20 protein-coding genes are annotated in these 23825 nt (G+C 59.0%); 15 read left to right on the top strand and 5 right to left on the bottom strand.

From position 1 onward, the window contains the following. Positions 1-19 precede the first annotated feature (19 nt). Positions 20-1291 carry a tol-pal system protein YbgF gene (locus tag D3Y59_RS09045; RefSeq protein ID WP_240410316.1) on the bottom strand — a complete coding sequence of 424 codons (1272 nt, stop codon included), beginning with the start codon at positions 1289-1291 and terminating at the stop codon, positions 20-22. Between the two features lie 111 nt (positions 1292-1402). Between D3Y59_RS09045 and D3Y59_RS09040 the strand changes: the two genes are divergently transcribed. The 5 genes from D3Y59_RS09040 to obgE all read left to right on the top strand — a co-directional run bounded on the left by D3Y59_RS09040 (position 1403) and on the right by obgE (position 7364). Then, the gene (locus D3Y59_RS09040) at positions 1403-2317 is read left to right on the top strand and encodes a M20/M25/M40 family metallo-hydrolase (protein ID WP_119444759.1); all 915 of its coding nucleotides are present in this window, start codon (positions 1403-1405) and stop codon (positions 2315-2317) included. Between the two features lie 110 nt (positions 2318-2427). After that, on the top strand, positions 2428-4689 hold the full coding sequence (locus tag D3Y59_RS09035) for a sodium-translocating pyrophosphatase (protein ID WP_119444758.1): 2262 nt from the start codon (positions 2428-2430) through the stop codon (positions 4687-4689). Positions 4690-4797: 108 nt separating this feature from the next. Beyond that, entirely contained in the window at positions 4798-5337 is a 540-nt protein-coding gene (hpt, locus tag D3Y59_RS09030; protein ID WP_119444757.1) for a hypoxanthine phosphoribosyltransferase, read from the top strand. Positions 5338-5415: 78 nt separating this feature from the next. After that, a complete protein-coding gene (locus tag D3Y59_RS09025) occupies positions 5416-6039 on the top strand; it encodes an adenylate kinase (RefSeq protein WP_119444756.1) in 624 nt (207 codons plus the stop codon). 233 nt (positions 6040-6272) lie between these two features. Next, on the top strand, positions 6273-7364 hold the full coding sequence (gene obgE / locus D3Y59_RS09015; protein ID WP_119444754.1) for a GTPase ObgE: 1092 nt from the start codon (positions 6273-6275) through the stop codon (positions 7362-7364). Between the two features lie 4 nt (positions 7365-7368). Here the strand turns inward: obgE and D3Y59_RS09010 are convergent, their stop codons facing one another. After that, complete coding sequence (locus tag D3Y59_RS09010; RefSeq protein ID WP_119444753.1) at positions 7369-7851, bottom strand: hypothetical protein; 483 nt, start codon at positions 7849-7851, stop codon at positions 7369-7371. A 305-nt stretch (positions 7852-8156) separates the two neighbouring features. On the opposite strand from D3Y59_RS09010, the gene D3Y59_RS09005 reads away from it, so the two are divergent. The 8 genes from D3Y59_RS09005 to D3Y59_RS08970 all read left to right on the top strand — a co-directional run bounded on the left by D3Y59_RS09005 (position 8157) and on the right by D3Y59_RS08970 (position 15610). Further along, complete coding sequence (locus D3Y59_RS09005) at positions 8157-8735, top strand: nucleotide exchange factor GrpE (RefSeq protein ID WP_240410315.1); 579 nt, start codon at positions 8157-8159, stop codon at positions 8733-8735. A gap of 94 nt (positions 8736-8829) precedes the next feature. After that, on the top strand, positions 8830-9975 hold the full coding sequence (gene dnaJ, locus D3Y59_RS09000) for a molecular chaperone DnaJ (RefSeq protein ID WP_119444752.1): 1146 nt from the start codon (positions 8830-8832) through the stop codon (positions 9973-9975). Positions 9976-10116: 141 nt separating this feature from the next. Further along, positions 10117-10617 carry an RNA polymerase sigma factor gene (locus D3Y59_RS08995; protein ID WP_119444751.1) on the top strand — a complete coding sequence of 167 codons (501 nt, stop codon included), beginning with the start codon at positions 10117-10119 and terminating at the stop codon, positions 10615-10617. A gap of 2 nt (positions 10618-10619) precedes the next feature. Beyond that, on the top strand, positions 10620-11246 hold the full coding sequence (locus D3Y59_RS08990) for a hypothetical protein (protein WP_119444750.1): 627 nt from the start codon (positions 10620-10622) through the stop codon (positions 11244-11246). Between the two features lie 139 nt (positions 11247-11385). Continuing rightward, on the top strand, positions 11386-12339 hold the full coding sequence (locus D3Y59_RS08985; protein ID WP_119444749.1) for an ABC transporter ATP-binding protein: 954 nt from the start codon (positions 11386-11388) through the stop codon (positions 12337-12339). Between the two features lie 136 nt (positions 12340-12475). Beyond that, on the top strand, positions 12476-13837 hold the full coding sequence (locus tag D3Y59_RS08980; RefSeq protein ID WP_119444748.1) for an ABC transporter permease: 1362 nt from the start codon (positions 12476-12478) through the stop codon (positions 13835-13837). A 101-nt stretch (positions 13838-13938) separates the two neighbouring features. Beyond that, positions 13939-14832, top strand: a complete 894-nt coding sequence (locus tag D3Y59_RS08975) for a ChaN family lipoprotein (RefSeq protein ID WP_119444747.1) — start codon at positions 13939-13941, stop codon at positions 14830-14832. 142 nt (positions 14833-14974) lie between these two features. Continuing rightward, complete coding sequence (locus tag D3Y59_RS08970) at positions 14975-15610, top strand: hypothetical protein (protein ID WP_119444746.1); 636 nt, start codon at positions 14975-14977, stop codon at positions 15608-15610. 66 nt (positions 15611-15676) lie between these two features. Here the strand turns inward: D3Y59_RS08970 and D3Y59_RS08965 are convergent, their stop codons facing one another. Further along, positions 15677-16033, bottom strand: coding sequence for a HesB/IscA family protein (locus tag D3Y59_RS08965; RefSeq protein ID WP_119444745.1), 357 nt, complete (start codon positions 16031-16033; stop codon positions 15677-15679). 220 nt (positions 16034-16253) lie between these two features. Between D3Y59_RS08965 and D3Y59_RS08960 the strand changes: the two genes are divergently transcribed. Next, positions 16254-16787 (top strand): DUF7935 family protein, encoded by a 534-nt coding sequence (locus D3Y59_RS08960; protein ID WP_119444744.1) that lies wholly within the window; start codon positions 16254-16256, stop codon positions 16785-16787. A 162-nt stretch (positions 16788-16949) separates the two neighbouring features. Here the strand turns inward: D3Y59_RS08960 and bshA are convergent, their stop codons facing one another. Continuing rightward, on the bottom strand, positions 16950-18086 hold the full coding sequence (gene bshA / locus D3Y59_RS08955) for an N-acetyl-alpha-D-glucosaminyl L-malate synthase BshA (RefSeq protein ID WP_119444743.1): 1137 nt from the start codon (positions 18084-18086) through the stop codon (positions 16950-16952). 246 nt (positions 18087-18332) lie between these two features. Next, entirely contained in the window at positions 18333-21311 is a 2979-nt protein-coding gene (locus D3Y59_RS08950) for a glycoside hydrolase family 3 N-terminal domain-containing protein (RefSeq protein ID WP_119444742.1), read from the bottom strand. Positions 21312-21716: 405 nt separating this feature from the next. Between D3Y59_RS08950 and mutL the strand changes: the two genes are divergently transcribed. Then, positions 21717-23744: a DNA mismatch repair endonuclease MutL gene (gene mutL, locus D3Y59_RS08945; RefSeq protein WP_119444741.1), complete on the top strand. Its 2028-nt coding sequence runs from the start codon at positions 21717-21719 to the stop codon at positions 23742-23744. The last annotated feature ends 81 nt before the right edge of the window (positions 23745-23825 follow it).

Here is a 23825-nt window from a genome sequence, read left to right as displayed (position 1 = left end):
CTAGGTGAGCGGCCGGCAATCAGCCCTTCTTGTACTTCTTCAGGTAAGCCTTGGCCTCGCGGTACTGCTCGCTTTTGCGGTCGGCTTTGTCGCGAACTACGGCGTAGTACCGCAGGGCCGCTTTTACTTCCTTTGCCTTATCGGCGATGCGGGCAAGGTTAAGGTTGGCGTAGAGGTAAAATCCGCCGCTGGTTTCGTTGGTGCTTTCGGCAAATACGATGCAGCGTTGGTAGTACTCTTTGGCCTTGTTGATGTCCTTGTACTTGTTCTGCATCAGCCAACCTAGGAAGTAGGTGGCATAGCGGCCGCTGATGCCCTCATACCCCGGAAACCCCCGATTGATTTTGTCGAGGATTTCGCGGCTAACTCGTTCGCATTCCCTGAACTCGCCTTCGTTGAAGCACAGCAAGGCGTAGAAGCGCTGAAAATACCCGTTGTCAGGGTAATTGGAGGCCAACGAGCGCGCAATCGGCATGGCGGCCGTGGGGTTGTTCTCCTCGTTGTTGAGGATGCGCATCAGAAACACTTTGGCCTCCGGGCCCACGTACACGCCGTTGTCGGCCACGTTGCGGAGCTGTTGCAGGCCCAGCTGCTTGTTGCCTTTCGGAAAAAGCAGCAGCACGGGTTTGAGCAGCGGGTAATTATCCGGAATCCAGACGGCGTAATAGTTAAACAAGGCCTGACCGAATAGAAACTCAGGGCTCAGGCCGTTGGCTTCCTTGCTTAGTTCGAGATACTTCAAGGAGCGTTTACTGGATACCGTGGCCTTGCGCCAGTTGGCGCGCTCGGCGTTCAGGCGGGCATCGAATCCGTAAGAGGCCGCCAGGAAAAAGCAAGCCTCGTAATTGCGGTTGTCCTGCTCGTAAAGTTTTTCGGCCTTCACGATGGCCGTGTCCATGTAGGCGAAAAACGGCCGGTCGTGAAGCGTAGTCTGGATGTTAGTGGGCATGATCTTCCACCACTGGCTGAGGCCGAGGAGGAAGTAGGGCATGGGGTGGTTGGGGTAGCGGCGGCGCAGCGAACGAAATTGCTTTTCGGCCTTGTCGTACTTGAAGTTGTAGAGGTTGCGCACGGCCCCGTCGAGCTCCAACTGAATGTCTTTGTCGAGCAGCAACCAGCCCTTAGTATCCACAGCACCAGGAGCCACATCAACGTTTTCGAGCTGAATGTTGCGAATGGGCGCGTTGCGCTTCGTCGTGTCGGCCTTTTGGGCGGCTGCCAAGCTAGGCAAGGCCAGCCGCAAGCCAAGTGCCACGAGCAGCGACAGGATAAAACGCAGATGAAAACTCATGGATTCAACTAAAGGGAACAGAAGGCGAAAGTATAGCCAGCGCTCCGCTACCAAACGGAACAGCTAAAATACGCTATTTAGGTTAGAATTTGGACGAAATACCCGTTGCTCATGGAACTACTGCATACATTATGCCGCATACCGGCACCCTCTGGCCACGAAGCGCCGCTCACCGAATTTGTGTTGCGCTACGTTGCGGAGCAGGCGCCAAGCTGGCGAGTTCAGCCAACAGTGCTGGCCGGTGGAGAGTTTCAGGATTGTATTATTCTGGTCTTCGGGAAACCCCGCACAGCGGTTTTTGCGCATCTTGATTCGATTGGTTTCACGGTGCGGTACGGCAAACAACTCGTGCGAATTGGCGGGCCCGATGTTGAAACGGGCTACCGATTGGTGGGCCGCGACGAGCAAGGCGAAATAGATTGTACGCTTACGGTAGACGAAAAAACCGGGGCCTTGGGTTATGAGTTCAGCCGCGAAATTGAGCGCGGCACCGAGCTTACTTTCCGTTGCGACTTCCGCGAGACTGACGAAAGCGTGCAGAGCTGCTACCTCGACAACCGCCTAGGTGTTTGGGCCGCGCTACGCCTGTGCGAGACCCTGGAGCACGGCATTGTGGCGTTTAGTTGCTGGGAAGAGCACGGCGGCGGATCGGTGGCTTACCTGGCCGACTACATCTACAAAAAGTATGGAGTGCGCCAGGCGCTGGTGTGCGACATTACTTGGGTAACCGAAGGCGTGCATGCCGGCCAGGGCTGCGTTATCTCGCTGCGCGACTCGCTGATTCCGCGGCGCTCGTACGTTGAGCGTATCCGCCAGATTGCTAGGGCATCAGGCATACCGCACCAGCTGGAGGTGGAGGGCAGCGGCGGTTCCGATGCCAAGGAGTTGCAGCACGGCGCGCAACCCTGGGACTGGTGCTTTGTGGGGGCTCCCGAAGACAACGTGCACACCCCGGATGAAATTGTTCATAAAGCCGACATAGACAGCATGTTGCGGCTTTATCAGGTGTTGATGCGGGAGTTGTAAGCTGTACCTAAAAAGGAAATAGTTGGGCTTGTGGCTAAAAAGCCTATTTTTCAAGCGCCAACCTGTGCTATTCTGTTTTTTTCCTTCTTCCTCAACCCCAACACCGCTTTATGATCATTCTCTACCTCGCACCCGCACTCGGGCTGCTGGCGCTGCTGTACACAGCGCTGCGCTCGGGCTGGGTTGCCCGGCAAGACGCCGGCGACGAACGCATGCGCACCATTGCCGGCTACATCGCCGACGGCGCCATTGCCTTTCTGCGCGCCGAATACCGAGTATTAGCCTTGTTTGCGCTGATTGCTTGCGCTTTCCTGGGTTTCTTGAGCTTCGGCAACGAACGCTCGCACCCGCTTATCATCGGGGCCTTTTTGCTGGGGGCTGTGTTTTCGGCTGCGGCCGGCTACATCGGGATGAAGATTGCCACCAAGGCCAACGTGCGCACGGCGCAGGCCGCCCGCACCAGCCTGTCGCAGGCCCTTAACGTGTCGTTTGCAGGGGGCTCGGTAATGGGGATGGGCGTTGCCGGTTTGGCGGTGCTTGGCCTAGGTGGATTGTTTATTGCCTTTTATTACCTGTTTGTGGGCAACGCCAGCGCCAACGGCCCCGAGATGGAGCGTGCGCTAGAGGTGCTTACCGGTTTCTCCCTAGGTGCCGAAAGCATTGCGCTGTTTGCCCGGGTAGGAGGGGGTATCTACACCAAAGCCGCCGACGTAGGGGCCGACCTGGTGGGCAAGGTTGAGGCCGGTATTCCGGAGGACGACCCGCGCAACCCCGCCACCATTGCCGACAACGTAGGCGACAACGTGGGCGACGTAGCCGGTATGGGTGCCGACTTGTTCGGCTCGTACGTGGCCACCATTTTGGCCACCATGGTGCTGGGGCGCGAAGTAGTAGCGGCCGGTGACAACTTCAACGGTTTGTCGCCCATTCTGCTGCCCATGGTAATTGCCGGGTTGGGCATTGTGTTTTCGCTGATCGGCATTCTGTTCGTGCGGGTGAAGGAAGGCGGCAACGTGCAAGGCGCCCTGAACATGGGCAACTGGATTTCGATTGTGCTTACCGGCGTAGCCTCGTGGTTTATCATCCACTACATCCTGCCCAGCGGCACGTTAGGCATGAACCGCCTAGGGTCGGCGCCCTTCACGGCTACCGACGTGTTTTGGGCCGTGGCCGTGGGCCTAGTGGTAGGCGCCCTGATGAGCATGATTACCGAATACTACACCGCCATGGGCAAGCGCCCGGTGCTCAGCATTGTGCGCCAGAGCAGCACGGGCCACGCCACCACCGTGATTGGCGGTTTGGCGGTAGGCATGGAGTCGACGGTGCTGCCGATTATTGTGCTGGCGGCCGGTATTGTGCTGTCGTATGAGTTTGCGGGCCTGTACGGCGTAGCTATAGCGGCGGCCGGCATGATGGCCACCACCGCTATGCAGCTGGCCATTGATGCCTTCGGGCCGATTGCCGACAACGCCGGCGGTATTGCCGAAATGGCCGAGTTGCCCAAAGAAGTGCGCGAGCGTACCGATATCCTCGATGCGGTGGGCAACACCACGGCCGCTACAGGCAAAGGGTTTGCCATTGCCTCGGCTGCCCTTACCTCGTTGGCGCTGTTTGCCGCTTTCATGGGCACGGCCAATATCAACAGCATCGACATCAGCAACGCCCGCGTGCTGGCGGGTTTGTTTATCGGAGCCATGATACCGTTCATTTTCTCGGCGCTGGCCATTGCGGCCGTGGGCCGGGCGGCCATGGCGATGGTGCAAGAAGTGCGCCGGCAGTTCCGCGAAATTCCGGGGATTATGGAAGGCACCGGCCGTCCCGAGTACGAGAAGTGCGTGGCCATTTCGACGCAGGCCGCCATTCGCGAGATGCTGCTGCCGGGCGCCATTGCCCTTATCTCGCCCATCATCATCGGCTACGCCTTCGGGCCCGAGGTGCTGGGCGGTACGCTGGCCGGTGTAACGGTTTCGGGGGTGCTGATGGCCATGTTCCAGAGCAACGCCGGCGGAGCCTGGGACAACGCCAAAAAGTCGTTTGAAAAAGGCGTGATGGTGAACGGTAAAATGGAGTACAAAGGCTCCGAGGCGCACAAAGCCTCCGTAACCGGCGACACCGTGGGCGACCCATTCAAGGATACCTCAGGGCCTTCGATGAACATCCTCATTAAGCTCATGAGCATCGTGTCGCTGGTGATTGCGCCGCACATTGCCAAGGAGGGCGGCGTGCCTGCCGAGCGCGGCGTGGCCCCTGCGCCGTTGCGCCCCGCCACCGAGCATGTGCTGCCCGCTGCCAAGCCTCAGGTGCGCTACGCCGACCTAGGCACCAAAGCCACACGCATTGTACTGACCTCGTTGCTGAACCGAGCCGAATAGCCTCTCAGCGCCCGTGTTTGCCGAGCAGCCTTCCTGCCAACCGGGAGGGCTGCTCTTTTTTCTCGTACCTTCGCGGCACTTTCGCCCCTACGCCAATCTGCCCCTGGCATGCCTCAGGCCACTATCTCGCTGCATAACAAAGCGTTTGCTCCTTATCTGTCCGAAGCTCAGCTAATTGCCGCGGTGCGCGCAGTAGCCCAGCAGCTCAACCGCGACTACGCCGGCAAAAAACCTTTGCTGCTGGCTGTGCTCAACGGTTCGTTTATGTTCGCTTCGGACCTGATGAAGGAGTTGACCATCGACTGCGAGATTAGCTTCATCCGGGTGGCCTCGTACCAAGGTACCAGCAGCACCGGCGAGATAAAGGAAATCCTAGGTCTGCAGGAAGCCGTAGAAGGCCGACACCTCGTGGTGCTGGAAGACATTGTAGATACGGGCCATACCATGAAGGCCCTGCTCGCGCAATTGCAGGCCAAGCAGCCGGCTTCGGTTGAGGTGGCCACGTTGCTCATCAAGCCCGAATGCCTCCAGCATCAGCTCGACATCAAGTACCAAGGTTTAGCCATTCCGAACGACTTTGTGGTGGGCTACGGGCTCGACTACGACGGCCTCGGCCGCAATTACCGCGACCTGTACCGCGCTGTGTAGAGCGCCCAGACTTGGCTAATCTTTCTTATATTACACTCGCCCCCGTTTTTCTCACAATCCCTCCCGCTTCCTCGCGTCATGCTTAATATTGTGTTGTTTGGCCCTCCCGGGGCTGGTAAAGGAACGCAGAGCCAAAACCTCATCAAGCGTTACGGCCTGGTACACCTCTCCACCGGCGACTTGCTCCGCTCGCAAATTTCCCAAGGCACCGAGCTTGGCCTTACGGCCAAGAAACTCATGGATGCCGGCGAACTGGTGCCCGACGCGGTGGTAATTGGCATGATCGAGACGCAGTTGGCCAGCAACCGCACCGCCGGCGGCTTTATTTTCGACGGTTTCCCGCGCACTATTCCGCAGGCCGTGGCCCTCGACGAGCTGATGCAGCGCTACGACACGGGTATTTCGTGCATGATTGCCCTGGAGGTAACCGAAGACGAGCTGGTGAAGCGCCTGCTGGAGCGCGGCAAAACCTCGGGCCGCCCCGACGACCAGAACGAAGAGCTGATCCGCCGCCGCGTGGTGGAGTACAACACCAAAACCGCCCAGGTGGCCTCGTACTACGCCGAGCAGGACAAGTTCCACGCCGTAAACGGCATTGGGGCCATCGATGGCATCTTCCAGCAACTCTGCCACCTCATCGACTCGCACCAGCCCGCTACGGTGGTTGACGGCGGCCAAGCTGCCGACGAGGTAAAAGCGTAACTTTGCGGGGTTGGGCTGCCGCGGCGCCCCAACTGCTGACACCATCTGTCATCCTGAGCAAAGCGAAGGACCTTATCACGCTGGAACGGTGTTTACCCAACTCGTTCCGACCTGACAAGGTCCTTCGCTTTGCTCAGGATGACGGTTTTTTCACGACACGCCAACTTAAGAATCAGGAAGAGCTGAGTCCCCTCAATTTCTAATTCCTAATTCTTAATTTTTAATTGAAGACAGTGGCTTCCAACAATTTCATCGATTACGTAAAAATTTGCTGCCGTTCGGGTAGGGGCGGGGCCGGTTCGCGCCACATGTTTCGGGCGAAAGGCAAACCCCTAGGTGGCCCCGACGGCGGCGACGGCGGCCGCGGCGGCCACATCATCCTTAAGGGCAACAAGCAGCTCTGGACGCTGCTGCACTTGCAATACAAAAAGCACGTAATTGCCGGCCACGGCGAGGGCGGCGGCGAAAACCTGCGCACCGGCGCTCAGGGCGAAGACGTGATTCTGGAAGTGCCCCTGGGTACCATTGCGCGCGACGCCGAAACAGGCGAAATCCGCGCCGAGATTACCGAAGACGGGCAGCAAATTATCCTGACGCCAGGCGGCCGCGGCGGCCTCGGCAACGACCACTTCAAATCGGCTACCAACCAAGCGCCTACGTATGCGCAGCCCGGTGAGCCGGGGCAAGAGGTTTGGAACGTATTGGAGCTGAAGCTGCTTGCCGATGTGGGCCTCGTGGGCTTCCCGAACGCGGGCAAAAGCACGCTGCTGTCGGTGGTTTCGGCGGCCACGCCCAAAATTGCCGATTACGCCTTTACCACCCTGGTGCCAAACCTAGGCGTAGTGGCCTACCGCGACTACAAATCGTTTGTAATGGCCGACATTCCGGGCATTATCGAGGGTGCAGCCGAAGGCCGCGGGTTGGGTTTGCGCTTCCTCAAGCACATCGAGCGCAACGCTACGCTGCTGTTCATGATAGCCGCCGACTCGCCCGATATTGCCCACGAGTACCAAGTGCTGCTCAGCGAGTTGGAGCAGTTTAACCCCGATTTGCTCGAAAAGCGCCGCGTGTTGGCCATTACCAAATCCGACATGCTGGACGAGGAGCTGGAGGCCGAAATTACGGCTACGCTGCCCCCGGATATGCCGCACGTGTTCATTTCCAGCATCACGCAGAAAAACATTCAGAAGCTGAAGGACTTGCTTTGGCAGCAAATTCAGGCCGCCCGCCTCGACGAGCCGAAGCCCCTGCGCCACAGCATCTGGAAGGAAAAGCGCGCCGACGGGGACGAGTTCGAAGACCTGTCCGAAGACCAGTTCGACTAATGGCCTAGGTGGTAGCTGCCCCGAGGTAGGCGTAGAACAGCCGGGCCGCTGCCTCGAGCAGCGGCACATCGGTGCTGCGCTCCTGGCAGCGCTGCATATCGTAGTGGCAAAGCGTGCCGTAGGGTTGCCCCTGCGCATCGCGAATCAGTACACCGCAATACGACACGACCGGAGTTTCAACGATGCCTTTCACGCGCACGTCGGTGGAGGCATCGTTGATTTCGAGGGGTTGCTGCTGCTGGCCTACCAACGAGCAGTAGGTGGCCTCCATGGGGGCATCGCCGCCCTTTTGCAGGGTCGGGTTGTAGCGGTCGAACAGGGCCTCGTTGCGGAGTGTTGCCCCATCGAAGCGAAAAATGCCCGTGTAGCGGTGCGGCGTGCGGTTGTTGAGGTACTCAAGGGCGGCATGCAGGCCCCGCTGGCGCAGCACCTCGGCAAATTCGCTTACCTCCAGCTGCATGGTTGGATCGTGGGGGTGGCTGGACATGGTGCGTATGTGAGCTAGGTGCGAAGTGGGCGGGCAGTGCGGCACAAAGATACGCAGCGCAGCCAAGCCATTATAAATATCCGGAGGACGAAATGGACCGGAGCCGCTGCCGGAAGCACGGCAGCCCGTGCGCCGCGCTCTATGGCTAGGCAAGTGCGCCAGGCTCCGTTACTTTGTCTGAACTAAACCACCTAGGGCTGAGGTTTCTGTGCCACTATGTCACCACGGCGGCCTTTGGCAGGCTCCTTGAGTTGGGGCAGTTGCTTAATCTGAACACCCATCCCCTGAAATAGACGTTGTAAGGAATGGCTGACGCACAACACACGCACGCCGAAGAGTCGCAGCAACCCAACGGTGCGACCCACAATGCCGACCACGTAGCCGGCGAAATGTTTGAGGAGCAAACCACGCAAGAGGCTGCCGAAAACGGCACCGCCGATGCTTCGCGTGCCGACCAAGAACTCGCCGATTTGAAAGACAAGTACTTGCGCCTGGCAGCCGAGTTTGAAAATTACAAGCGCCGCACCACCAAGGAGCGCGCCGACTTGTTTAAATCGGCCAACCAGGAGTTGATGATGGTGCTGCTGCCCGTGCTCGACGACTTTGAGCGCGCCCGCCAGCACACCCAAACCACCGACGACGCCAACATGGTGCGCGAAAGCATCGACATCATTTACGGCAAGCTTACCAAAGCCCTGCAGCAAAAAGGTCTGCAGACGATGGAAACCAAGGGCGGGGCGTTCGACCCCGAACTGCACGAAGCCATTACCCAGATTCCGGCCCCGTCGGAAGACCTGAAGGGCAAAGTGGTTGATGAAGTAGAAAAAGGCTACTACCTCGGCGATAAGGTAATCCGCCACGCCAAGGTGGTGCTAGGACAGTAATTTTTTTGGTGGTAGGTATTGGGTAGTTGGTAGTAGGACCTGGAGCCAACACCATCTTAATACCTGATACCGAATACCTAATACCGACACACTCATGTCGACGAAGCGAGATTATTACGAAATACTGGGCGTAGCCAAAAATGCGTCGGGCGATGAAATCAAGAAGGCGTACCGCAAGGTGGCCATCAAGTTTCATCCCGATAAAAACCCCGACGACCCCACGGCCGAAGACAAGTTTAAGGAAGCCGCCGAGGCCTACGAGGTTTTGTCCGACGACCAGAAACGCGCCCGTTACGACCGGTTTGGCCACCAGGGCGTAGGCGGAGCCGGCGGCAACGGCCACGGCCCAAGCATGGAGGACATCTTCTCGCAGTTCGGCGACATCTTCGGGGGCGGCGGCTTCGAGGGCTTCTTCGGGGGCGGGGCGCGCAGCCAAGGCCGGCGCGTGCGCAAAGGATCCAACCTGCGCATCAAGCTGAAGCTTGACCTGGAGGAAGTAGCCAACGGCGTTGAGAAGAAGATTAAGGTGAAGCGCTATACCGCTTGCAACACCTGCTCGGGCACGGGCGCCAAAAACGGCACCGAGCAGCAGGATTGCGGCACTTGCCACGGCCAGGGCCAGGTAAAGCGCGTGGTGCAAACCATGCTCGGGCAAATGGTGAGCAGCAGCACCTGCCCCACTTGCCACGGCGAGGGCAAAGTAGTAACAAGCAAGTGCGACGTATGCCACGGCGAAGGCCGTCAGCTGCAGGAGGAAATCATTCCGATTAACATTCCGGCTGGCGTGGCCGAGGGCATGCAGCTGAGCATGAGCGGCAAGGGCAACTACCCCGAGCGCGGCGGCGTACCCGGCGACTTGCTCATTCAGATTGAGGAAGAGCCGCACGAGCTGCTGAAGCGCGACGGCAACAACGTGGTGCTCGATCAGTACATCTCCATCATCGACGCGGCCCTAGGTGCCAGCGTAGAGGTGCCTACTATTGAGGGCAAGGTGAAGGTGAAGATCGACCCGGGCACGCAAGCCGGCAAAATTTTGCGCCTGCGCGGCAAGGGCATTCCCGACCTGAACGGCTACGGCAAAGGCGACCAGCTGATCCACATCAACGTGTGGACGCCCAAGAGCGTGACCAACGACGAACGTGCCTTGCTCGAAAAGCTGCGCTCTTCGCCCAACTTCACGCCCAGCCCCGGCAAAAACGAGAAAGGTTTCTTCGAGAAGGTGAAAGAGTACTTCCAGTAAGCGCCCTAGGTGCTTTGCAAGCCCGGCCTGCCCAGCAGGCCGGGCTTTTTTTGTGGGTACGGTGGTAGTGCCAAAAAAATATTTCGGGCCAACTGTAATGCACGTGCAGGCGCGGCGATTAATTCACTGACTTAGCTGCTCATGAGCCCTGCCGCCCCCGCATCTGCCGAATTTACCGCTCGCATTGCCGAGTACCAGCCGTTGCTATGGCGCGTGTGCCGCATGTACTGCCCCGACGCCACCGACCGGCAGGATTTGTACCAAGAAATTGTGCTGCAATTGTGGCAAGCCTGGCCCCGCTACCAGCCCGGGGCAGCTAAACTCAGCACGTGGCTCTACCGCGTAGCCCTGAACGTGGCCATATCCGACTTGCGGCGCCGTACGCGCCAGCCCAGCACCTCAGTGCTGGAGCCCGAGGCCCCCTATGCCGCGCCGCCCCCCGACGACCTAGGCGACGACCTCGCCCAGCTGTACCGCGCCATTGAGCGGCTCTCGGAGGTAGAAAAAGCCTTTGTGCTGCTGTACCTCGAGGAGCGTAGCTACGAAGAAATGGCCGACATCCTCGGCATCACCCAAAACAACGTGCGCGTGAGAATGCACCGCGTGCAAGAGAAACTCCGCACCCTGTTTGCCCACGCCTAGCCATGGAACTCGACGAGATGCGCCAGCGCTGGCGCCAGCAACCCACCGAATCGGCCGCACCCCTAACCCCCGAAGCCATGCAAGCTATCCTCAGCCAACCATCAAGCAGCCCCATCCTGCGCATTCGGCGTAATGCGTGGTTCGAAGTAGCCATTGCCCTCCTCGTTATTCCCGTAGCCCTAGGGGTAATGGTGTTGGCGCAGGAGGCATATCCGCGCATCATGGCCGGGTGGCTAGCCCTGATTTGTGCGGGTTCTTTGGTTTACCTCTACCGGAAGTTTCAGGTGCTCGATGGGTTGCAACCCAGGGCCGGCGCGCTGCGGCAGCAACTCGAACAACAAGCCAAAAGCCTCCGTCACTTGGTGCAGCTCTACTACCGCGCCACCATGCTCACGTTGTTTGGCTCGTTCGGCATTGGTTTCGTGATGCAGGTGCTGCAATTCGGCCGCACCCAACACGGCCAGAAGCTGGCGCTGATGATCGGTGTGCTGGTGGTGGCTTACCTGATTATTGGGTGGGTAGCATACCGGGCGCTGCAGCAATTTACCCGCTGGTATTTGCAACGGCTTTACGGCCAGCACCTCGATCGGCTCGACGGCTACCTGCACGACCTGCAAGCCACCGAGTAGGTTTCGCGTTGCCGGTTTGGGGCGGCTTTTTGCCAGTTCAGGGCGATGATCCGACCGTTCGTTTAAGATTCGCTGCGCACATAAGCCGCCGTGCGCCCGAAGTTTCTACCTTGCTATCCACAACCATTTCTCAACGGCCGTGAAACCAATTTTACAGGCGATTGACGTACGCAAGCACTACGCCAACCACACCGCCCTCGACGGCGTGAGTCTCGAGGTGCCTGAAGGCTCCATTTTTGGCTTGCTCGGCCCCAACGGCGCCGGCAAAACCTCGCTCATTCGCATCATCACCCAGATTACCGGCCCCGACGGCGGCGAAATCAGGTTTCGGGGCGAGCGGCTGAACCCCGCGCACATTGGCCAGATCGGTTACCTGCCCGAGGAGCGCGGCCTCTACAAAAAAATGAAAGTAGGGGAGCAGCTGATGTACTTGGCCCAGCTTAAAGGCTTGTCGAAGGCCGAAGCCCAGCAGAAGATTAAGTACTGGCTCGACCGGTTCGACATCAAGACCTGGGCCAGCAAAAACGTGGAGGACCTCTCCAAAGGCATGCAGCAGAAAGTGCAGTTTGTGGCTACCGTGGTGCACGACCCCGCCCTGCTCATCCTCGACGAACCGTTCTCAGGCTTCGACCCCATCAACGCCAACCTGCTGAAGGACGAAATTCTGGCTTTGCGCGAGCAGGGCACCACCATCATCTTCTCCACGCACCGCATGGAGTCGGTGGAGGAACTCTGCGACCACATCGCCCTAATTAACCGCTCGCAGAAGGTGCTCGATGGCCAAGTGCGCGACGTGCGCAACGCCTACCGCACCCAAACTTACGAGGTAGAAGGCCGCGGCCAGCTGATGGTAGTGCACCCCGATTTCGAGGTGCTGGAGCAGAAGAAGCGCGAAAACGACCATTTCTACGCCCGCATCCGCATTTTGCACGGCCTCACGCCCAACGACTTGCTGCGCTACCTCATTGGGCCCAGCGGGGTGGAGGTACATGCCTTCCGCGAGCGTATCCCGAGCATCAACGAAATCTTTATCCGGCGCGTGCGCGAAACGCAGCCCGACTACGTGCCCGAAACCGACTCGGTAACGGCTTAATGCAGGCAGCCCCGCACTGCGGTGCCCTAGGTGCCGTGGCTCCGCGGGGCATGGGCACCTAGGCAGCACGCCCAAGTGCTTATACCTCCTGCCTTACAAGGCGGGCACTATCCCTTTCTCAAAACATCTTACAACCATGTCCAAAATCTGGCTTATCGCGCAGCGTGAGTACCTCACCCGCGTGCGCAAAAAAAGCTTTCTGATAATGTCGCTGATTGGCCCGTTGCTTACGGTAGCCTTGTTTGCCGTGCCCGTGCTGATTGCGAAAATGTCGGACAGCGGCAAAGTAGTGGCCATTGCCGATGCGGGCGGCCTATTTGCCGATAAACTGCCCGAAAGCAAAGACGATATCAGCTTTACGCGGGTGTCGCCCGACTTGGCGGCGGCCAAGCAAGAGTTTCAGAAGGCGAAGTACGACGCGCTGCTGTACGTACCCAAGATGGACATCGGCAACCCCACGGGTTTTCAGGTGTTCTCGCGCAAAGGCCTTAGCCTAACCCTCGAAAACGATATTCGGCGGGCTGCTAATAAGGCCATTGAGAACCGCCGCCTGCAGCAAGCCGGTATCGACCGCTCGGTGCTCGATAACCTGAAGGCCGAAGTAGACCTGCAAACCGTAAGCCTGAGCGAGGCCGGCGAAAAAAGCTCCAGCACGGGCATCAGCACCGGCGTAGCGTATTTCTTCGGCTTCCTGATTTACATTTTCATCTTCCTGTACGGTGTGCAAATTATGCGCGGCGTGATGGAGGAGAAAACCAACCGCATTGTGGAGGTGGTTATTTCCTCCGTGAAGCCCTTCCAGCTGATGATGGGCAAAGTGCTGGGCATTGCCGGCGTGGGCTTTACGCAGCTGGCCCTGTGGGTGCTGCTCTCTATGGGAATCAGCTCGGTGGCCTCCACCTTCATCAGCCCCAGCAAGGCCGTGGTTAGCCAAGCCGCCAGCGTATCGGCCAGCACGGCCGATGCTGATGTTACGGCCATTGCCCGCCCGGATACCCCCGCCGACGAGGCCGCCAAGAAGAGCAACTTCACCGCAAAGGCCTTTCAGGCGCTGGATAACGCCGACCTGAACATGCCGCTGCTGCTGGCTTGCTTCCTGTTCTATTTCCTGGGTGGGTACCTGTTCTACGGCGCTTTGTTCGGGGCCATCGGCTCGGCCGTGGACAGCGAAACCGACACGCAGCAGTTCATGATGCCCGTAACGATGCCGCTGGTGCTCACCTTTGTGGTGTCGCAGGCCATCCTGACGACCAATCCCAACGGCTCGGTGGCGTTCTGGATGTCGATGATTCCGTTTACTTCGCCCATCGCCATGATGATGCGCCTGCCCTTCGGCGGGGTGCCGGCGTGGCAAATTGGCCTGTCGATGGCGCTGCTTATTGCCGGCTTCATGGGCACCATTTGGCTGGCCGGCCGCATCTACCGCGTAGGCATTCTGATGTACGGCAAGAAAGTAACCTACGGCGAGCTGTCGAAGTGGCTGTTTTACAAAGGCTAACCTAGGCAACTTATGTACTTGACTACCGGCCCCGCAACCAAGTTGCGGGGCCGGTTTGTTGTAGGCCTACGTTGTCAGTTCAGTACTTATTACTTTGCCGCATGCGCCTACTACTTACCTCGCTGCTTATGCTAGTAGCCACTGCTTTGTTGGCCGGCCATGCCCCGGACAAGGACGACGACCGGCCCGCGTACCGGCTCTTCGCCGCCGATGGCAAGCCGGTGTCTTTCGGCAAGATGGCCAAGGAGCTGGCCGGGGCCGATGTGGTGCTCTTCGGCGAACAGCACAACGACCCCATGGCCCATTGGCTGGAGCTGCAAGTAGCCAAAGAGCTGGCGCAGCGCAAGGCCGGGCAGGTGGTCCTAGGTCTGGAAATGTTCGAGCGCGACGTGCAGCCGCTGGTGGAGCAGTACAACGTGGGCGAGCTGGACGACAAAGCCTTTGAAGAGCGAAGCCGCCCCTGGCCCAATTACCCTACCGACTACAAACCCCTGCTGCTGCTGGCCCGGCAGCAGAAGCTGCGCGTGGTGGGCACCAACGTGCCCCGCCGCTTCGCCCAGCAGGTTGCCAAAGGCAGCCTCACGGCCCTTGATGTCCTAGGTGCCGACGAAAAGCAGTGGGTGGCGCCTCTGCCCATCAAAGTCGACTACAACCTGCCCGGCTATCAGAACATGTTTAAGATGTTCGGCGGCGATGCGGCCCACGCCGCAGGCGTGCAAAACATCGTGCAGGCGCAAGCCCTCAAAGACGCCACCATGGCGCATTTTATTCGCCAAAGCCGCCAGCCGGGCCAATTGCTGCTGCACGTAAACGGCTCGTACCACTCCGATAACCACGACGGCATTGTGTGGTACCTGCGCCAGGCCGAGCCGCAACTACGCATTCTTACCATCAGCACCGTAACGCAGGAGCAGCTGGGTAAGCTCGATAAAGAGCACCTGAAAAAAGCTGACTACGTGCTTGTGGTGCCGGCCGATATGACGAAGACGTATTAGCTAAATGGGTAAAACCAAAACGGTCGTGCCCATCTGGCGTCCGCTTGCCGAAGCACCTATACCGCTTCGCCGGATACCAATCTCAACGAAGCAGCAGAGGTGCTTCGGCAAAATCCGCATGATGTTCTAAACACCATTTTTAATGATATCAACCCGCAACTACGCCGCCCTGCCCGACGCTCCAACCCTGCAACGCCTATGCAAAGCGTTGGCGGTGCTCGATGCTATTAATTCGCAAGAATGGGAGTACCGCTACCACACCTATGACCCCGCTTGGGGCATAGGCGAAGAGCTGTTTGAGATGAACGACGGCGAGGGCGACCAGATGCTGGTGTTGTTCCGGAAGGAGGGATGCTGCATTAACGGCTACTTGGAGGGCTACGATCAGGCCGATAAGAATGAGCTGACCCGTGGACTGCCCGAGGTTTTCAAGGAGTTCATATACAGGGAGCCGGTAAACTCTATCGGCACCACGTTTTGCTTGTGGTACACGCCCGAGGCAGGTTGGCAAACCGGCGTGCCGGGCCACGGCGAAGATGGCTCGGAGGAGCTGCTGTACATCTTCGACGGCAAGCCCGAAACGTACACCGAATGGGCCAACGAGTACTTCATCGCAGAAACCGACCGGAAGCCCTTGGCCCTAGGTGCCGTGGCGCACATTTACCGCGGGGAAGTGCTTACCAAAGCGGTAGTGCACAGCATTATGGAAGAGCTGGAGGATTGGCCGCAACTGGAAGCCGATCTGCAGGAAATCGGTTACCCATACAATTTCAGCTAAAACAACAAGCCCCGGCAACTGCGTAGTTGCTGGGGCTTGGTGCTGATGACGAGAACGACCTAGGGCTTACGCCGAGAACGACGAGCCGCAGCCGCAGGTGCTCTTGGCTTGCGGGTTGCTGAACGTGAAGCCGCGGGCGTTCAGGCCGTCCTGGAAGTCGACTTCCATGCCCAGCACGTACATCGCGTGCTTCTTGTCCATGATCAGCTTTACGCCGTCCACGTCGAAAGTTTCGTCCTGGTCCTTGGCTTTGTCGAAGCCGAGCAAGTAGCTCAGGCCCGAGCAGCCGCCGCCCTGCACGCCTACGCGCAAGCCGTACTCGGCCGGGACGTTCTTCTCGCGGAGAATGTTTTTCACCTCTTCTAGCGCGCGCGACGTGAGCGTGATAGGAGCGATTTTGGTGGAAGCCGTGGCAGTTGCCATAGTCAGAAGTTGTTGCGTAGAATCTTCGGTTGGAAGGGCTTGCCGCCCCAGGCCACAAAGATACAGCCCAAGTGGCATAAGCCGTAACGATACCATAACAGCGGCCGTAGGCGGCAGGTTCACCGTACTATATTTGCCAGCCCTAGGTACTTTGGTGCCGGTTTTGGGCCACAGTTGTTCCACTCCACATGTGCCGCAAGTGCGGCGTGTTTCGTTTCGCATGGATACTGCCCTGATCATCGACCTGCTCAAGATTACCTTCCCCGCGCTTATCGTGGCGGGTACCGTGTACTACCTCATCCAGCAATACCTCGAAAAAGACCAGCAGCGCCGCCTGATCGAGCTGCGTTTGGAGAATGCCAAAACGGTGCTGCCCATTCGGCTGCAGGCCTACGAGCGCATTACGTTGCTGCTCGAGCGCATCACGCCCAACAACCTGTTGGTGCGTCTGAGCTCGGCCGGCCAAACCGCCACCGAGTACCACCGCCTGTTGGTGCAGGAAATTCGGGCCGAGTACGAGCACAATTTGTCGCAGCAGCTCTACATGAGCCCCGAGGCCTGGACGCAGGTGCGCCAAGCCAAGGAAAACGTGCTCACGATGATTAACAAGGCCTACCAAACCTTGCCCAACCAGCAACAGGCCCGCGGCACCGAGTTGGCCAAGCGCGTGCTCGAAACGCTGATAGCCGACGAAATCGACCCAACGACACCCGCCCTTAACGCCGTTAAGCGCGAGGCCGCCGGCTTGTTCTAGGGTTGGCTTTTGGGTGTTGGTTCGTGGTTTTTGGTTGATGGTTCTTGGCCTTTGGTTATTGGTTTTTGAGAAATAAAAACCCCTTCCGCCGCGTGGCAGAAGGGGTTTCGAGCGTTAAACAGCCCTAACAAAAAACCAATAACCAATAGCCAAAACAACCCACTACACCCCGGCCAGCACCGCATCGATGGCGCGTTGGTAGCAGGCTTCGTAACGCGGCACAATCTTCTCCACGGCAAATTCCTCGGCGTGGGTGCGGGCAGCGGCTTTAAAGCGCGGCAAATTGTCGTCGCGGAGCACGTAGAGGGCATTTTTCACCATGTCGGCCACGTCGCCGATGTTGCTGACCATGCCGGTAAGTCCGTGCACGTTCAGCTCCGGAATGCCACCGGCGTTGGTGCTGATGACGGGCACTTCGCAAGCCATAGCCTCAAGTGCGGCTAAGCCGAAGCTTTCTTTCTCGGAGGGCATCAGGAACAAGTCAGAAATGCTCAGCACTTCTTCCACGGCCTCCATTTTGCCCAGGAAGCGCACATCCTGGCAGTGACCCAACTCGCGGCACAACTTCTCGATACGAGGGCGGTCGGGACCGTCGCCTACGAGCAGCAGCTTCACGGGCATTTGCTCGCGCACGCCGGCAAATATGTGTACCACGTCGTCCACGCGTTTTACCGAGCGGAAGTTGGAAGTATGGATCAGTAACTTTTCGCCCTCGGGCGCGATAGCAGCCCTAAAATGCTCCTTGCGTTGCTTTTTAAAACGCTCCAGGTTGATGAAGTTCGGAATAACCTCGATGTCCTTCTCAATGGCAAAATAGCGGTAGGTTTCGTCCTTCAAATCGGCCGAAACAGAAGTAACCGCGTCGGACTGGTTGATGCTGAACGTGACCACCGGCTCATAGGAGGCATCTTTCCCCACCAGGGTAATGTCGGTTCCGTGCAGCGTGGTAATCACCGGAATCTGAATGCCCTTGGTGCGCAAAATTTGCTTGGCCATGTACGCCGCCGAAGCGTGCGGAATGGCATAATGCACGTGCAGTACATCGAGCTTCTCGTTCTGTACGATGTCGACCATTTTGCTGGCCAAGGCCAGTTCGTACGGCGGAAACTGAAACAGCGGGTAAGGCGGAATAAAAACCTCGTGGTAGAACAGGTTTTCGTTGAAGAAATCGAGTCGTACCGGTTGGCTGTAGGTGATGAAATGCACACGGTGGCCTTTCAGCGCCAGGGCTTTGCCCAATTCGGTGGCCACTACGCCCGAGCCGCCGAAGGTGGGGTAACAAACAATGCCAATATTCATAGGAGGTGTGTGCAGCGGGGGCCGAAGCAGGAGTGATTTTGCTGCCTAACAAGGCAAGCGGCGGCAAGTTGAGAAAACCCGCAGAATTATACGCGCTGACCTAGGTAGCGGCAGGCTTCAAGGGTAGTATACGCCAAAAAAGAACGCGCCGTCCTGGTCAGGGACGACGCGTCGGTCAAGGGGTTGCTTGTTCCACACCACATAGAAAGGCTTCCCCTCAAGTCAACCCGTGGCGCTGCCACGTTTTTACCCTTTGGTTTTGTCCGCGTCGGTCAGGATGGATTTGTAAATGACGTCGTGGATGCGCGTGCGGATGTTGTACTGGCGCAGTTTGTTGTTGCCGGCATCGGGGTACACCCGGTTCGACAGGAAAATGTACAGAATGCGGTTTTCCGGGTCCATCCACACGCAAGTGCCCGTGAAGCCGGTGTGGCCGAAAGTGCTGGCCGGCGACAGATTGCTGGTGGGGCCTTCGGGTTTGGTAGGGTCGCCGTGGTCCCAACCCAGGCCGCGGCGGTTGGCAGCGCTGGCCGAACGGGCAAACTCTGCCACCACCGGCGTGTTAAAGAACCGGCGCCCGCCGTAGCGGCCATTCTGCAAGTTCATCTGCATCAGGATGGCCAGGTCGTTGGCGTTCGAAAACAGGCCCGCGTGGCCGGCTACGCCGCCCATGAGCGCGGCGGCCTGGTCGTGCACGGTGCCTTGCAGCTGGGCGTGGCGGTAGTAGTTGTCGTTTTCGGTGGGCGCGATGCACGACTTCGGAAACCGCTGCAGCGGATTGTAGGTCATAGTGTTCAGGCCCAGCGGCGCGTAGAAGTTGCGCTGCAGAAAAGCCTCGATGGGCTCGTTCAGCACCTTTTCCGACAGGCGCTTCAGAATGATAAAGCTCAGGTCGGAGTACTCGGTGGGGTATACGCCGCCTTTGCCTTTAGGCAGCATCGAGCTGCGCTTGATCCACGTCCAGACGGAGTCTTCAGCCGACCGAGCCACATAAGTGCCCGGAATTACCTCGCGGCTAAAGTCGTCGGTGCGGGAGCTGGCGTAGAAGGTAGGCTTGAGGCCGCCGGTGCGCGTAATGGTACGTTCCCAAGTAGGAATGCCCGCTTTCAGGCCAGCCTGGTGCAGCAGTACCTGCCGCACGGTCATGTCCTTTTTGTTGGTGCCTTTCAGGTCGGTAAGGTAGTCCGAAACCTTGCTGTCGAGGTTTAGCTTGCCTTCGTCCTTGAGCCACATAATCGTTTGCAGCGTGCCCGCCACCTTCGACACCGAAGCCAGATCGTAAAGCGTTTCGTTGGTTACGGGCTGGGTTTTGTCGTAAGTGCAGTAGCCAAAGCTCTTGTCGTATACCACGGCGCCGTCTTTCGCCACTAATACCTGGCAGCCCGGAGTAGCGGCGTACGCAATAGCCTCGGTAGCAATGTTGTCGATTTGGGCCAGCACGCGCGAGTCGAGACCTACGGCTTCGGGCGTGGCGTAGCGCAAGCGGCGGAAATCGGCCGTGGGCAGGCCCGTGTTGGCTTTCAGGCTTTCCGATACGGTAACCGGCAGGCTGCCTTTGGCCGGCAACGCCCCAAACAGGATTTGCGGCACCACCGATTGCGAAGTGAAATTGTCTTCGTAGCCGCATACCAGGGTACGGGCTTCTTCAACGTGCTTCAGGGCATAAGCATTGCCCATCAGCACCACCACGGTTTTCAGGTTCTTGTTTTCCTGCAGCCTCTTCACGAACCGCAGAGCCCCGTCGCCCAGGCCGTAGTTATGGGCCGGGGTATTGTTCATGTTATGAAAGCTCACCACCACCGTGTTGTAGAGGGCCAGCTTCGGAAGCAGGTTCTCAAACGTGGAGTCGGGGGCGTAGCGGTTCGGAATGGCGTAGGTAGCGCAGGGCATGTAGCGCTGCATGGCTTTGCCGAACGCATTGCCGTTGGGCGCGCCGATGGTGATGGACGCCAGCCGAAGCGAATCGAGGTTGGCGAACGGCAACAAGTCGTCCTCGTTTTTCACGACTGTGGTGGCGTGCTCGTAGATGCTTTGCTGCACCACCCGGCTCAGCGGACGGTTCAGGTTGTTCATCAGGTTGGGCACATCTACCGTTTGCGGGCGGTTGAGGCCGGCCCAAAACTTGGCGCGCAGCACTTTGCGCACGCGGTAGTCAATTTCCTCCTGTGAGATTTTGTTGGCCGCAATCAGGTCTCTGATTTTCTGGATGGCCATGGGCACATCTTCCGAAAACAGCAGCACATCGTTGCCGGCCAGCAGGGCCAGGGCATCCAGCTCACCGGGTTTGTACAGGTCCGACACGCTTTTCATGTTCAGCGCGTCGGTGAACACCAACCCTTTATAACCCATTTTTTCCTTTAGCAGCCCCGTTACAAGATTGCGCGAAAGGGTGGTGGTTTGGGTGCGTACCGTATCGAACAGCGGCATATAAAGGTGAGCCACCATTACGCCCATTACACCGGCCTCAAACGACTTCTGGAAGGGGTAAAGGTCGACGTTCGAGAGGCGCACCATGTCGGTGTTGATAACCGGCAGGGCCAGGTGCGAGTCCACGTCGGTGTCGCCGTGGCCGGGGAAGTGCTTGGCTACGGCAATTACGCCGTGGTCTTGCAAACCGCGGATGTAGGCCGTGCCCAGCTTGGCTACCTGCTCTTTGTTTTCGCCAAACGAGCGGTTGCCGATTACCGGGTTGTTGGGGTTGGAGTTGACATCGACCACCGGCGAAAAGCTCACGTGCACACCTAGGGTGCGCATTTTGAGGGCAATTTCGCGGCCCATCTGGTACACAAACCGGTCGTCGTCCATGGCGCCAAGCGTCATTTGCTTGGCAAAGTGCATCGAGGAATCGAGGCGCATGTTCAGGCCCCATTCGGCGTCCATGGCAATAAGCAGGGGCGTACGGGCTGCGGCTTGGTAGCGGTTGGTGAGCTGGGCCTGCCGGCGCGGGCCGCCCTGCAAAAACATAAGCCCGCCGATGTTGTACTCGCGCACCAAAAACTCGGTGTACGTGGTGTGTTTGCGGTCCTTGTTGGAGTAGGCCGCTACCATAAATAGCTGCCCTAGGCGCTGATCGGGGGTGAGCGACGAGAAGACCGAATCGACCCATTGCTGCTCGGCTACGGAGCGGGGCGCTGCGCCCTTGTCGTGCGGGGCCGAGGACGACACGATCAGACCCGTAACGGCCAACAGCAGCAGTACCAATCCGATCCGAAATTCCTTGCCCATTGGCCTCTGTGTCGTGTCGCGTAAATGAAATGGCTAAGTCGGCCGCCTGCGTCTGCGCCCTTCGCCGGAGGCCGAAGCCTGCGCAGAAGGGCGCCAACCAAGCGGTGCGGAAATAACCGGCCGAAGCCCGTAAGACGATGGCCGACCCACTTACGAGCAAGCCCGCAAGCAAAAGCTGGCCACAAACTTACGCATTATTTCCCGTGGCGGATGAGTGCTAATTTGGGACCAATTACACCCGCAACCGGCAAGCCGTTCATTTTCAAGGAATGTTACGACGCGGGTGGGGGTAAAATCCCATGCTGGGTCCGGCCGACTCAGAGCGGTGGCGCAAGCCGTCGGGGAGTGACGTACCTTTGCCTTTCTACCCGAACAAACGCAAGTCCCGTCGAGGTTCGTATTGCCATGTCCGATATCATTCAACTGCTGCCCGAGTACCTAGCCAACCAGATTGCCGCCGGCGAGGTGGTGCAGCGCCCGGCCTCGGTGGTGAAAGAGCTGCTGGAAAACGCCGTGGATGCCGGCGCCACCCAAATTCAGCTCATTGTAAAGGAGGCCGGCAAGCAGCTGGTGCAAGTGGTTGATAACGGCTCGGGTATGTCGGCGACGGATGCGCGCATGAGCCTGGAGCGGCACGCCACAAGTAAAATCCGCACCACTGAGGATCTGTTTCGGATTCGTACCCTAGGTTTCCGGGGCGAGGCCTTAGCCTCGATTGCGGCCGTGGCGCAGGTAGAAATCAAATCGAAGCTGCAGGTCCAGGATACCGGTACGCAGCTGCTGGTAGAAGGCTCGCAGGTGGTAAGCCAGCAGCCCACGGCCTGCCCCGATGGCACCAGCATCGCCGTGAAAAACCTGTTTTTTAACGTGCCGGCGCGTCGCAACTTTCTGAAGAGCAATGCGGTGGAAATGCGCCACATCCTCGACGAGTTTCAGCACGTGGCCTTGTCGAAGTCGAGCATCAGCTTTTCGCTGTACCAAAACGACCTGGAGGTGTTTAACCTGCCCGCCGGCAAGCTAAGCCAGCGCGTGGTGGCCTTGCTAGGCAATAGCTACAAAGAGCAGTTGGCTTTAGTTGAGGAGGTTACGCCGTTTATTTCGGTAAAAGGCTACATCGGCAAGCCCGAATCGGCCAAGAAAAGCCGCGGCGACCAGTTTTTCTTCGTAAACGGGCGCTTTATCCGTTCGGCCTACCTCAACCACGCCGTGTTGGCGGCTTACGAGGGCCTGCTGCCCAAAGAGACGCACCCGTTTTACGTGCTGTTTTTGGAGCTCGACCCCAAGACCATCGACATCAACGTGCACCCAACGAAAACGGAAATCAAGTTCGAGGACGAGAAAACCGTTTACGCCATTGTGCGCGCCGCCGTTAAGCAGGCCCTAGGTCTGCACAACATGGCACCGTCGTTGGACTTCGAAAGCAATGTGAACTTTGCTCCGCTGGCGGGCTTGCGCACGGGCTCGATTTCAGACTTTGCCGATGCCGACGATGCCGCGCACCACCGCGACCTAGGGCACGAAGGCGGGGCTTTGGCCGCCGCCATGGCCGCCGCTGCCGCACCGGCCCGGCCCACGCGCGAAGCCGCCCGCTGGACCGACGAAAAACCCCTGACGCCGCGCCCCACCGAACAAGCCCGTAAGGCCCTGGAAGACTTCTACAAAACCCTAAGCCAACCCGGCGCCCTCGACGACATTGAGGCCGAAGCGCCCGATGCCAAACCCGAGCCACTGCCCGCCATTCCGGTGCTGCCGCCGGTGCCCGCCGTGCAAGCGGCCCCCGCGGCACCGGCCTCGCCCGAGCTGCCGCTTACGCACGGCCCCAGCACCGGCGCAGCCGAGGGCGGCGCCGCGGCGCCGGGCGCCATGCCCAGCCGCCGGGTGGTGCAGGTGCAGCAGTACGTGCTGGTGCCTGTAAAATCGGGGCTGATGATGATTGACCACGTTGCGGCCCGCGAGCGAATTTTGTACGAGCAGTACCAGCAGCAGATTGCCGAGGAAAGCAGCGCCTCGCAAACGCTGCTCTTTCCGCGTACGGTGGCATTTTCGCCCGGCGACTTTGCCGTGCTGCGCGAGGTAACCACCGAGCTGCACGACCTAGGGTTTCGGTTTTCGGAGTTTGGGCCCAACACCATTGTGGTGGAAGGCCTGCCCTCCGACGTACCCAGCCGCGCCAACGAGAAAGAATTGCTCGAGGGCCTGCTCGAGCAATTTCGGATGCCGGGCGTGCGCGCCCGCCTCGACCGCCGCGAGCAATTGGCCCGCAGTCTGGCCCGCCGCGTGGCCGCTTCGGCCGCAACTCGCCTGAGCGAAGTGGAGATGACGGCCCTTATCGATAAGCTGTTTGCCTGCCAAACGCCCGGCTACACGCCCGATGGCCAGCGCACCCTCGTAATGCTGGAGCTCGATCAGCTGCAAGCATTTTTCCGGAGCTAACTCCTAGGTTGGGGCGGTGGCCTGGCCGGCCCAGCGGCCAAACCGGGAGAAGCTTAAACCGTGCAGTTTGCGCGGCGGTTA

Origin of the sequence: Hymenobacter oligotrophus (assembly GCF_003574965.1) — a bacterium.
Lineage (GTDB): Bacteria > Bacteroidota > Bacteroidia > Cytophagales > Hymenobacteraceae > Solirubrum > Solirubrum oligotrophum.
This window is presented reverse-complemented; position numbering and strand designations above follow the sequence as displayed.

Excerpts from the sequence above, each read along its gene's own strand:
- D3Y59_RS09040 (WP_119444759.1), top strand. The coding sequence starts at position 1,403 with ATGGAACTACTGCATACATTATGCCGCATACCGGCACCCTCTGGCCAC.
- D3Y59_RS08990 (WP_119444750.1), top strand. The coding sequence starts at position 10,620 with ATGGAACTCGACGAGATGCGCCAGCGCTGGCGCCAGCAACCCACCGAA.
- hpt (WP_119444757.1), top strand. The coding sequence starts at position 4,798 with ATGCCTCAGGCCACTATCTCGCTGCATAACAAAGCGTTTGCTCCTTAT.
- dnaJ (WP_119444752.1), top strand. The coding sequence starts at position 8,830 with ATGTCGACGAAGCGAGATTATTACGAAATACTGGGCGTAGCCAAAAAT.
- D3Y59_RS08970 (WP_119444746.1), top strand. The coding sequence starts at position 14,975 with ATGATATCAACCCGCAACTACGCCGCCCTGCCCGACGCTCCAACCCTG.
- D3Y59_RS08975 (WP_119444747.1), top strand. The coding sequence starts at position 13,939 with ATGCGCCTACTACTTACCTCGCTGCTTATGCTAGTAGCCACTGCTTTG.
- D3Y59_RS08960 (WP_119444744.1), top strand. The coding sequence starts at position 16,254 with ATGGATACTGCCCTGATCATCGACCTGCTCAAGATTACCTTCCCCGCG.
- D3Y59_RS09010 (WP_119444753.1), bottom strand. The coding sequence starts at position 7,851 with ATGTCCAGCCACCCCCACGATCCAACCATGCAGCTGGAGGTAAGCGAA.
- D3Y59_RS08965 (WP_119444745.1), bottom strand. The coding sequence starts at position 16,033 with ATGGCAACTGCCACGGCTTCCACCAAAATCGCTCCTATCACGCTCACG.
- D3Y59_RS09045 (WP_240410316.1), bottom strand. The coding sequence starts at position 1,291 with ATGAGTTTTCATCTGCGTTTTATCCTGTCGCTGCTCGTGGCACTTGGC.
- D3Y59_RS08995 (WP_119444751.1), top strand. The coding sequence starts at position 10,117 with ATGAGCCCTGCCGCCCCCGCATCTGCCGAATTTACCGCTCGCATTGCC.
- D3Y59_RS09005 (WP_240410315.1), top strand. The coding sequence starts at position 8,157 with ATGGCTGACGCACAACACACGCACGCCGAAGAGTCGCAGCAACCCAAC.
- mutL (WP_119444741.1), top strand. The coding sequence starts at position 21,717 with ATGTCCGATATCATTCAACTGCTGCCCGAGTACCTAGCCAACCAGATT.
- bshA (WP_119444743.1), bottom strand. The coding sequence starts at position 18,086 with ATGAATATTGGCATTGTTTGTTACCCCACCTTCGGCGGCTCGGGCGTA.
- D3Y59_RS09035 (WP_119444758.1), top strand. The coding sequence starts at position 2,428 with ATGATCATTCTCTACCTCGCACCCGCACTCGGGCTGCTGGCGCTGCTG.
- D3Y59_RS09025 (WP_119444756.1), top strand. The coding sequence starts at position 5,416 with ATGCTTAATATTGTGTTGTTTGGCCCTCCCGGGGCTGGTAAAGGAACG.
- D3Y59_RS08980 (WP_119444748.1), top strand. The coding sequence starts at position 12,476 with ATGTCCAAAATCTGGCTTATCGCGCAGCGTGAGTACCTCACCCGCGTG.
- D3Y59_RS08950 (WP_119444742.1), bottom strand. The coding sequence starts at position 21,311 with ATGGGCAAGGAATTTCGGATCGGATTGGTACTGCTGCTGTTGGCCGTT.